Below are 11,515 nucleotides of genomic sequence, written 5' to 3' on the forward strand. Positions count from 1 at the left end.
TTAGTATAACAGAATTCAGCCGTTTTGACTAGTTCAACGTTAAAATCATATTCTGATGCGGAATCCCATCTTCTAAATAAACGCCAGAGACTGGTTGAAAACCAAATCCACGGTAGAAGCGATCTAAGTAATGCTGGGCCTGAATATTGATTTGCGTCGTGGAAGGCCACAACGCTTGAATCTGCACAATCGCCTGTTGGAGCAACTGCTGCCCGTAGCCGTGCCCCCGTACTATCGGATTAGTGATCACCCGGCCGATACGGGCCTGCTGGTTGGCTTCACGCATTAATCGCGCATATACTAGCAGCTGTCCCGTTGAATCCAGCCCCCGTAAATGCCAAGCCATCAAGTCCGTATCGTCGACTTCTTGATACGGACAGGCCTGTTCGACGACAAAAACCGCCACTCGTAACTTGTAAATCTGTTGTAACTGCCGAACAGTTAACTCATCGAAAGATGTTGTTATAAATTGCATTTGCGCTCCTTAACGATTACTGTTGATCACCCATTCGGTCAACTATTTAGTCATCTTGATTTTTACTCAATAAAAAAGAACGGGTCATTGCTGACTAACGTTCTTGATTATCATCATCTATTGACGGTCCGTACGAGACTCGAACTCGTGATCTCCTGCGTGACAGGCAGGCGTCCTAAACCAACTAGACCAACGGACCATGCGCTCAAGGAGCTTGAGAATACAATGACTACTAACCGAAATGATTAATAGCAAAGCGGGTGACGGGAATCGGACCCGCGACGCAAGCTTGGGAAGCTTGAATTTTACCACTAAACTACACCCGCATTTGACAACAGAAATTAGTATAGCATACATTTTTTCTGTTGTCATGGTTATTTATAAATTTTTAGTCTTCTTTTTCTGGGACGACTTTCGGCTTTGGCGCCGCTTTAATGAGCTTAGCATCATCCTTACGAACAACTGCGCGGTGGTTATACTCGTTAACAATTGGTTCGTCAGCTTTTTGAAATTCCTTAATTAAGATCAAGACTGAATTTTCATACACTTTTTCAATTTCACCCTTGAAATCATGTTCCAATGAAGCAAACTTCTTACCAGCGACGTAATCGCCAATTTTTAATTCTACGGCCATTTGTAAACTCCTTAACGTTTTTCAATTCATGCCCCGTCCACAGGTGTCCGGGAGATTATATGAGTGACTTTAAAATAAAATTGATAACAAATACTATCAAATAATCCACTTGGTTGCAAGCCTTAATTACAATTTTTCCGAATCGTTTAATATCGGTTCGGCCCCTTCTGCGACCGTGTTTGTCATGCGGGCCTGTTGTCGTAAATCGTGGACTGATTTAATATAAGCAGGCAAAAGCACGGCACACGACCCTAACCAAGCTAACGGTTCCGAACTACAAGCACCGGCGTAATCGAAGATCCGAACTAAGATCAGCGCTGCAAACACCCGCATAAAGAGTTCCGCCGCGCCTGCCAAAGTTGGAATTGCGCTGCGTCCAAGCCCTTGCAAGGTATTACGCATAATAAATAACATTGATAATAGGATATACGTGCTCCCGATGACGTTAAAATACGTCTGGGATAAGTTCAATACCGCCATGTCCTGATGACCGACGAAGAACCCCACAAGCTGTTTACCCCAAATAATTTCAATCAAACCAGCAGCCACACTAAAGCTCCCCGACAGCCACATGGTCTGTTTGACTCCCGTGATAATCCGTTCATACTGATGAGCACCATAATTCTGAGCCGCGAAAGTCGCCATGGTGACCCCAAAAGACATTAATGGCTGAGTTGCGACTTGGTCGATTTTCTGAGCGGCAGTCGTCGCCGCCACTGAATTAGTACCAAGACTATTCAGTGCTGCTTGTAACACAATCGTTCCAATCGCGATGATCGACATCTGAAAGGCCATGGGTAACCCAACATTCAGGTGAGCCTTCACTTCCGACCAAACTAACTTGAAGTGGCGCCGTCCAATGTGCAAGATGGGTACTTTGACGATGATGTAAACGACACACATGAGCGTTGCAATGGTTTGTGCTAAAATGGTTGCCCAGCTCGCCCCGGCAATGCCCCATTTGAAAACCAAAATGAATAACAATTCCAAGCCAATATTAATTAACGCGCTGATAATCAAAAACCATAAAGGCGTGCGACTATCACCGAGTGCGCGAATGATGTTTGACAACAGGTTGAACGCAATTGGTGCCAGCATCCCGCCAAGCATAATTTGTAAGAATGTTCGCGCATCCGCAATGATATCCGTTGGCGTTTGCATTAACAACAAGATATGGTCAACGAAGATCAACGACAGAATCGTCAAAATGATCCCAACAATTAGACTAACTACGATACTAATCGCAAAGCTGCGCCGCACCGCTTTAAAATCACGTGCCCCAAAATGTTGGGCTGTTAATATGGATAAGCCAGCGGTTAACCCCTGCGCAAAGCCAATGATCAAAAACTGAACACTCCCAGTTGATCCAACTGCCGCTAGGGCTTTAACCCCTAACGTCTGACCAACGATCAACGTGTCCGATAAACTATAAAATTGCTGAAAAATGTTACCGATTAGTAACGGAATCGTAAACCAAAAAATTAATTTTAGCGGTTTTCCCTTTGTTAAATCGTTCATTTTCGCACTCCTTTCATTAATTAAGATGACGTACTTGTAATCGTTTTCTTGGTGCTTTGCCAGACAAGCAAACTTTGCTAGTATATCAACTTTAGATTTATAATACTAGTCCTTTGTTCGCAAATATTAAATATTTTATTTTAATTAGTGAATTGGCCGTCTTGATTTACTTTTTAAGGTTATTTCACTGTGCTAAGCTGTCACCGATTTACTAACCAACACAAAAAAACTTGTCAGCAGCCACTCACAAGTCTTTTAGATTCGATTAAGTCACATCACAGCACCATATAATAGTAATAGGACACAAACACACAAACGACCATACAAATCAAATTTAACGGAATTCCGACTTTAAAGTAGTCCGTGAACTTATAATGTCCAGGGCCGTAAACAATCAAGTTTGTTTGATACCCGATTGGCGTTGAAAAGTCCGCCGTCGCAGCAATCGTAATCAACATAACAAGCATCATCACGGGTAGATTTTCCAACTTCGCTGCGGAAACGACCACTGGAAACATCAGTGATAACGCCGCCGCATTGGACAAGATGGCCGTTAAGAAATTGGTCACGAAATAAATCAGGAACATATAGATGATTGGTGACGCATTCCCGGTAATTGCTACCAATGACTTCGCGATAAACTTATCAGCACCCACGTTCGACATCGCAAGCCCAAGTCCATAACTACTAGCCACTAAAAACAACACGTTCATATCGACAGCCTTCACAATATCGCTGATTGAAACGCATTTCGTCAAGAAAAGTACCACGCACGAGGCCGCCAGACCAACGAACAAATCAATCACGCCCATAGTCGACACGATGATCGTTGCAACCAATAAAACAATCGGTAAAACATCCTTATAAGTATGTTTCCGGGACTTCACTGGTTGTGAATTAAAGACGTGTAAGTCTTTGAGACTTGCCAGCTCGTCTGGTTCACCAGTGGTAATCATGACCAAGTTGTCCCCGCCTTTTAAGCGAATACTTCCGAGATGCCCTTCGAGGTTGACATCGTTGCGTCGAATTGCGACGACGACACTCCCAAAGACATTGCGAAAACGCGCTGATTTGACCGTTTGGTTCACCAAACTGGACGTTTCCGGAATGGAGACTTCGACGAGCCGAACCCGTTCATTGGTGATATCAGTCATATTGATTTTCTGAGTGCTTGGTATTAGACCTTTAATATTCATAAGATCATTAATACAATCAAAATTTCCAGTGAAGTAAAGACGGTCACCTAACTGTAGAATCGTCTCATCCGTCACCGGCACGATCGACTGACCACTCCGATTAATCGCCACTAAGAAAGAGCGCGGTAAATTACGAAGTTTGGCGGCGACCACCGTTTGATTGAGGTGTTCAAACTCATCGCCGATCGTCATTTCAATCAAGTAATCATTCGGTTCAGCAACAACATCGTCAACACTACTCCCATAATAGGTCGGTAACATGCGGTACCCGATCGTCAGTAAGTAAATCAACCCAATAATCGTGATGGGAACCCCGATGACGGCCAAGTCAAAGGTACCAAATTGTGCTAATTTGTACTTAGACAATAATCCTTGTGCCACTAGATTGGTCGAAGTCCCTAGAACGGTCAACAACCCACTCAGAATCGTGGCGTAGGATAGTGGGATCAAGAACTTTGAGATTGCCATCCCTTTCTGCTTCGTCCAACGCTGGACCATCGGTGTCAAAGTGGACACAATCGGGGTATTATTCATAAACGGTGAAATCACACTCACGCTCGCTAACAACCGTAATAAGGAACGCTTTTCGCTGTGACCATCGCCGAGAATCCGGTCAAATAAGCGGGTAATAATATTACTTTTGGCAATGGCATAGGCAATAATATACATCAGGGCAATTGTCGCTAACCCGTCGTTAGCAAAACCTGACAGTGCGTCCGTTGGCGACAAGATGCCGACAAACATCAAGAACGCTAAGGCACACAAGATTACGGCGTTCGGGGTCGTAACTTCCATGGCCATTAATATAAATGATACTAATAACGTGATTAAAACAATTGCAATATTTAAGGTCATCGTCATCGCTCCGCTTCAACTAATTTTCATCTTGCTGAGTCTTGCGCCACTGCTCATAATCAGCCTATATCCGTCGCGCCGTTCAACATAAGAACCATTGTAGACTTGGAATGTGAACATAAATGCGACACGGTATGAAATTATTCTAGCTTTGCGGATGATTTTGCGACCAAATTGTGACTTTTTCATTAACGTTCAGTCACAACTTTGAAAACGACCTTTTCGGGCCGACAACTGGTTTAAGAACGGACGCGCTTGAAGTCGTGTGGATGACGAAATATTGATTATCAAGCATTCAAAAGTGACGCCTAGCTAGTCAACCGGCAATCATTATCCGCAGTTATTGATCAACCGATATTATGACTAGTCCGCCATTGAGCCATATTTTCATACCGGGCTACTAACGACCATCGCGCCATCAGTATCTTGGTTAGCGCAACACGCAAATAGGCGCCCCCGACCAGATGAGCCATCTAGTCAGGGGCGCCCGTTTTACATTCAATTCTTATTCATTAATACCATACGTGTGCTTCGTCGGATACAACGAGAAGCGTTCGGCCCGGTAGACATAACCACCGCTTGGAAGACCCGTTAATTCAACGTTAAACACCTGTTGCTTGCTCTTCAAATCGTATTCAATAATATTAGCTGATTTACCATTATTCAACCAACCAAAATCAATTAGCCGATTCGAAGCACTCAAGTAACGATTAGAACCAATAATATTGGCAAAGTTCTTCTTACCTAATGACTTGCCGTAACTGCCAACTTGAGAAATCGTCTTCGTCTTTTCATTAATATGATATTCGACACCTTCTGAATATTTACCAGAAGAGTCCGCCAACGATTTCTTGGTCGTACCAACTGCCACGTTATTGTTGAAGATCATCACGTTGAGCGAGTTCTTCTTGCCCAAGGTGCTTGGATCAACGATGGCGGCATGTTGCCCACCCGGCCAAGCAATCTTACCACTAGCCTTCAGCAAGTACTTGCGGTACGATTTCGGCCAAGCTGAAGTCTTCTTACCAGACAAGATCCACTTGATCTTTTCAGTCTTGTAATCGATCTTCATCACTAAGTTCTGGTTGCGACTTGAAATAATCAAGCTCTTATCCGTCTTATCATAATAGACGGAGTTCTGATGGAACCAGTCCTTCTTACCCATATATTTACTGGACTTCGTCGCGTTGTACTTCGTATAGAACTTCGCAGGTAGGATATTCTTCATGTTGATGACCTTGGTGATCTTACCCGTCTTATGCGATATAACGATCATCGTGTCTTCGACATAGGTCCGGCCGCCATCGGAAACGGTCGCAATCAGATCACCGTTTGGCAATTCCGTTACGTCATGGTGGACCTGATTATGGTTCTGCTTCTTAGAACCCTTAGCCTTACCCCAGGCCTTATGATTAAATTTATAAGTCTTATAAACTTTACCCGTATAATCCATTTCAACTAACTCATCAAAATATGAATTCTTAGCATTCGATTTGGTCCAAATCAATAAATGCCCATTGTTAAGTTGTTTGAAAATGTGGGAAGTTGGCCGCGTTGTATACCACCGAATATTACCATCCGCATCCATCCCGAACGATAAGTTTTTAGACTGCTTGCTCCCAGAGATCGTCGTCCGAACCATAAATGTCAGCTTCGAATTACCAGTCCCTAAGACCATTTTTTGTTTGTTAGCCTTCTTAACGTTGATCTTAAAATCGGTCAACGCCAATGGTAACTTCGCCGTTTTCAGTCGGATCGTCTTGGTCGTCGACGTGCCATCCTTATAAGTCACCTTAATCTTGACCTGGTTATTCGTGTTGGCGTATAACCCCAGCACGGTCAAATCATGACTCGTTGTGTACTTATTGACCGTATTAGAAATTGAAGTCTTACTACTCTTGCCGACCACCGTATAACTGACCTTGGCCGCCTTGCTCGTCTGGAAAATCACCTTGGCGGATAACGGAGACACCCCGTATGGGTTAACCTTCGTGTACATGTTATTAACGGTATAATTCTTATTGGCGACCGCCTTCTTCAGCGTCGCCGTCTCACTCGACTGGGTCTTAATCTCAGTCTTGACTAGCCGCGTGTTGATGTCCTTCTTCGTTGCACTCGCCGAACGTACTTTACTAGTGGTCGTTGTCGTTGCAGTTGACTGATGATATTTGTAATACCCAAAACCACCGCCAATCGCGACAATCACAACGACAATTAGTGCAATCAACCAATTTCGCTTTTTCATTTACCTTTCACCGACCCTATCTCACTATTTTTTCTGACGCCAATCAATTCCTCACGACTGCTACTCCAACGACATACCCGTTTTGTCAGCCAGAATATTAGGCTCATACGCTGATACTGGCGGTCTAACCTTCCCGTGGCAACCCACGTGACCGACACAGAATGACTAACAATTGCCATGTCAAACCGAATCAGTGCAGTTTATATTAAATTTATTATACTCAATCTATGGCCGTCGCAGCCAATACTTGCGCCTGCATTTGCTCAATGACTTGTCCAACTGTCACTAGATCCGGGACAAATGCCCCACTTGCTAACGGATGACCGCCGCCATTGAACGCTTTTGCGACCGCATTGACATTGATTGCTTTCGACCGAAAATGTACGCGGTATTGCCCCTGTGGGGTTTCAATGAAGAACAACCAAACTTTGACCGTCGTCAGGTTACCGGGCAACGGGACAAGCGCATCCTCATCGCCATATTCCAGACTCAAGTCACTAAATATCCGTTGTGGTAAGACAACGTGTGCCAGACCACTTGGCTCAATAGTTTGTTCACTCAGGACGTACCCATACAACTTGCTGAGTGCTGGCGTTAAATCCATTTCGTGGTGACTAATAGTGGCAATATCAATGTCCGTTGCCGCGAGTGCACTAGCAATCTTCAGAGTTCGAGTGGACGTCTCAGGAGTTGAAAAGCGAACCGTATCGCCGATAATGCCGGCATATAGCTTGGTTGCAACGGCCGCCGTCACTGTAAAGCACCCCGCTTGCGCCAACTCATAAATCATCTCCGAGCAACTGCTATAAGTTTCATCGACCCAGTTCAGTTGCCCATAGGGATCGTGATTCGGGTGATGGTCGATTTTAATCACAAAGGCACCTGTTGGCAACTCCTCAGCTAGGCGCTCATGGTTAGCACAATCTACGGCAATGACTAAGTCCGTTGCTTGGGGGGTCACTAACTGCTCATCGGTTGTATCGATCCACGCCAAATGGCCCGGAACTGGGGCCATCGCCACAACGAGTTTCTCCGGGTAAGCCGCTTTGAGCAAGGCGACTAGTCCAAATTGTGCCCCGATTGCATCGGGATCCGGATTCGTATGACGATAGACCAAGATTCGGTCCATTTTCACAATCGATTTTGTGATGGCAGTAATGATTGCACTAGTTTTCATTTGCAGTAGCCAAACTGACGTAATGATGTTCCGCCAAGTAATTCAATACTTGTTGGACGGAAGCGGTCAGTGGTTGTTTGGACGTGTCAATCGTAATCTCAGGATCGATAGGTGCTTCGTATGGTGCATCGATGCCTGTAAAGCCCGTGATTTCACCACGACGCGCCTTCGCGTACAATTGTTTCACATCTCGTTGTTCGCAAACTTCAAGCGGCGTGTCGACGAACACTTCAATAAACTCATCGACCTCAAGGTTCGCCCGCACTTTATCACGGTCGGCCCGATATGGTGAAATGAAAGCTGTCAACGTAATCACGCCAGCATCGACAAATAGTTTGGCAACTTCGCCGATTCGGCGAATATTTTCTTCACGGTCTTCAGCTGAGAAGCCTAAATTCTTATTCAAGCCAAAGCGCATATTATCGCCGTCTAAAACGTAACTACCAACTTGTTGGTCAAATAATGCTTTTTCAACGGCATTCGCAATCGTCGACTTACCGGAACCGGACAGGCCAGTAAACCATAAAACCACACTCTTATGATGGTTCAGCGCTTGCCGTTCGGCCTTGCTAACTTGCGATTGATGCCAAGTAATATTATCTGATTTTACCATGCTTAGACCTCCTGTTGCTGTTCACGTTTACGCTTCAACCCATCAATGAGAACCCGGGCAACTTCGGGACGTGAAACTTCCTTTGGTGGTACAACACCATCAGCCAGCATCTTACGCACCTTCGTCCCGCTTAATGAGATGTGATCTTCGGCACCGTGTGGACAAGTCTTCTGCGTTGCCATTGAACCACACTTTTTGCAGTAGAAGGAATTATCGAATTTGAAGAAGTGCATGCCCATCTCATCTTCGACCGAAGTGATTAATTCTTGGGCTTCATAGGTTCCGTAATAGTCACCCACACCAGCATGGTCACGACCGACGATAAAGTCAGTACAACCATAGTTTTTACGAACGATTGCGTGTAGGATGGCTTCCTTAGGACCAGCATACCGCATCGCGGCTGGATAAATGACCAACCGAACACGGTCTTCTGGATAGTAATACTTCAGAATCGTCTTATAACTTTCCATCCGAACATCTGCTGGAATATCATCCGCCTTGGTCTCACCAACCAATGGATTTAAGAATAACCCATCGACGTTTTCCAAAGCTAATTTTTGAATATATTCATGCGCCCGATGAATTGGATTCCGTGTCTGGAACCCAACGATCCGCTTCCAGCCGAGGTCATGGAACATCTTCCGAGTTTCTAATGGTTCCATATAATAATCACTAAAAGCACCATGATCTGGCTTATGCAACAATTTAATTGCGCCACCCAAGTAGACGTCACCATTGGCATACAAGCGTTTAACACCTGGATGGGCTTCGTCGGTGGTCTTGTAGACGTTTTGGGCTTCCAATTGCTTGTCTGGAACAAACTTATCTTCAACTTGCATCGTGCCATAAATGACGCCGTCAGCGCCCTTCAAAGCAATCTTAGTATTCAATTCAATCTTATCAGCATCCGCTTGGGACACACCCAGCGTAATTGGTACACTCCAGATAACGCCACTCTTCAAGTGCATCGTGTTGACCACTGAATGGTAATCATCACTGATCATGAAGCCAGTCAGGGGGCTAAAACCACCAATCCCAATTAATTCCAAGTCGGAGATATTCCAATTATTGATGGTTAAACTTGGCAGCTGCTCAGCAGCCTGACGCGCTGCTTCACTAAAATCTTCTAAATTAACTAACTTACCACCATGAGCTTTAATTCCGTACACTGTTTGCATATTGATCACCTTTCACGTTTAAAATTTCATCATAATTAAGACTTACAAAATGGTTCAATGCGGCTTGCTGTTGTTCATCCTGACTCGCACGTCGACACAACGCTGTTAAAGTTGCCGCCACCTCATCCATGTCTAGCGGGGTCCGCAGCTTGAACGTTTCGTCCGGTTGTTCATCTCGTAATGGTGCTGCCTTAGTCGGTTCAGCAGCAATAAAAGCCGTCACCGCACTTTGCGACGCAGGGGTTCCCAGTTCGTCAGCCATCAGGACCAAGTATGGTGGCTGTTCAACCGCGTGCAACGTCCGTACTAAATGTTGAATCGCTAATCGGCGCTCACGTTCATCAATGATGGCTGTTAAGTCATCTGCAATCACCACGTTGTGCGTATCCGCACCTAACTCGGCACTGACCGTCGTTAACATTTCAACGATTTCATTGTTTTTAGCATCCCCAATCCCCCATAACGTCTCGCGTTTCGCGTTTTTACGGAGATAATTATTCAGGGCTTCCTTTTGCTCGACCACTAAATAGTCCAAGGGGTACGTCTGAATGGCAATCGTATTATTATTCAACCGTTCGCTCAAATCTTCAGCAACCTCATGACTGTCAGCTTCTGTGCCGACCATCTTGACTTGACCATTTCGTAAAGTCGTGTTGACCTGATCAACTTGGGCCTGATCTTCGCCGAATACAAAGAACGTTTTACTATTGATCTTGACGTTAAAGTCCCGATATAAAGCGCCATACTTGGCTAAATACTCGTCAGTCATCTCGTCGATGCGCTGTTGAAATTCAGCCGAGGCAAAGTAATCCGGGTCAGCCGCAGCTTGACGGCCTAGTAAGTAAAGTGCCTTAACATCGGGTTCCACGTCCGTTCGAGCTTCAAAATCAGCTAAATTTTCACCGCTATCACTCTTTTGGAGTGCTGGATCGATGAAGTCATCGATTTGCGCTTGGAGGGCCGCCTCGTCGCTCGTCCACGGTAAGTTAAATTGGGTCGCGATTCGTTTCAACGTCGTCAACGTCTGACCAAACAAATCTTCGTACGTGACTAAAATGCGGTGCTCACGGTCGGTATCACGTAATGAAAGCAACGTCCGGACTTGCCACTGACGCATTGCGAGCGTGGTATCGCGGTGCCAGGCGCGCTCATTCGAATTGACCACGTCCATCGGATTACGTAGCAAGACGATTTCAGCCGGCTGAACCTCAACGTCAGCCAAAACACGTTGCCACAATTCGATATAATCATTCATCCGTGGGTCTTTTATCGCCAGATACTGTTCATTCTCAAAAAAATTTCGTAGATACGTGGTTAACGCCGCCCGGTCCTTTTTAATCTTCGGGCTATCATAGTAACCCTTGAAGGCTGGCCGGTACCGGATGCGACTTCCAAGTGACTTGTGAATATTGATGACATCTTTATTTTCAAAATAGCCTTTCGGATTGATCCGCTTACTAGGTGCCAACAGGTTATCAGTCCCGAGAGAAATGCCCATCAAATTAACACACTTAGTCATTACCGATGTTCCGGAACGGCCACTCCCAAGAATTAATACGGCCTGCTTCGTTTGTTGACGGTGATTAAACAATCGTTGCCATAAGCTTTGACTCATTCTTCATCA

9 protein-coding genes and 2 tRNA genes are annotated in these 11,515 nt (G+C 45.1%); all 11 read right to left on the bottom strand.

Features of this window, described 5'->3' with window-relative positions; all coding sequences use genetic code 11:
- Window positions 1–28 precede the first annotated feature (28 nt).
- Complete coding sequence (locus ACWQAU_RS05735; RefSeq protein ID WP_013355456.1) at window positions 29–475, bottom strand: GNAT family N-acetyltransferase; 447 nt, start codon at window positions 473–475, stop codon at window positions 29–31.
- Window positions 476–599: 124 nt separating this feature from the next.
- Window positions 600–674, bottom strand: a tRNA-Asp gene (locus tag ACWQAU_RS05740).
- A 56-nt stretch (window positions 675–730) separates the two neighbouring features.
- Window positions 731–801: transfer RNA gene (locus ACWQAU_RS05745), tRNA-Gly, on the bottom strand.
- Between the two features lie 62 nt (window positions 802–863).
- Window positions 864–1,109, bottom strand: coding sequence for a hypothetical protein (locus ACWQAU_RS05750; protein ID WP_003643130.1), 246 nt, complete (start codon window positions 1,107–1,109; stop codon window positions 864–866).
- Between the two features lie 126 nt (window positions 1,110–1,235).
- A complete protein-coding gene (locus ACWQAU_RS05755) occupies window positions 1,236–2,627 on the bottom strand; it encodes an MATE family efflux transporter (protein WP_003643131.1) in 1,392 nt (463 codons plus the stop codon).
- A gap of 275 nt (window positions 2,628–2,902) precedes the next feature.
- Window positions 2,903–4,678, bottom strand: coding sequence for an SLC13 family permease (locus tag ACWQAU_RS05760; RefSeq protein ID WP_013355455.1), 1,776 nt, complete (start codon window positions 4,676–4,678; stop codon window positions 2,903–2,905).
- Between the two features lie 505 nt (window positions 4,679–5,183).
- The gene (locus ACWQAU_RS05765) at window positions 5,184–6,923 is read right to left on the bottom strand and encodes an aryl-sulfate sulfotransferase (protein WP_013355454.1); all 1,740 of its coding nucleotides are present in this window, start codon (window positions 6,921–6,923) and stop codon (window positions 5,184–5,186) included.
- Window positions 6,924–7,143: 220 nt separating this feature from the next.
- Window positions 7,144–8,100 (bottom strand): DHH family phosphoesterase, encoded by a 957-nt coding sequence (locus ACWQAU_RS05770; RefSeq protein ID WP_027822072.1) that lies wholly within the window; start codon window positions 8,098–8,100, stop codon window positions 7,144–7,146.
- Window positions 8,090–8,713: an adenylyl-sulfate kinase gene (cysC, locus tag ACWQAU_RS05775; RefSeq protein ID WP_013355452.1), complete on the bottom strand. Its 624-nt coding sequence runs from the start codon at window positions 8,711–8,713 to the stop codon at window positions 8,090–8,092. The genes ACWQAU_RS05770 and cysC overlap by 11 nt, the downstream gene beginning before the upstream one ends.
- 2 nt (window positions 8,714–8,715) lie before the next feature.
- Window positions 8,716–9,891, bottom strand: coding sequence for a sulfate adenylyltransferase (gene sat, locus ACWQAU_RS05780; RefSeq protein ID WP_013355451.1), 1,176 nt, complete (start codon window positions 9,889–9,891; stop codon window positions 8,716–8,718).
- Window positions 9,869–11,506: a sulfotransferase family protein gene (locus ACWQAU_RS05785; protein ID WP_003643138.1), complete on the bottom strand. Its 1,638-nt coding sequence runs from the start codon at window positions 11,504–11,506 to the stop codon at window positions 9,869–9,871. The genes sat and ACWQAU_RS05785 overlap by 23 nt, the downstream gene beginning before the upstream one ends.
- Window positions 11,507–11,515: the final 9 nt, after the last annotated feature.

The sequence above is a fragment of the Lactiplantibacillus sp. 3062 genome, from assembly GCF_055413545.1.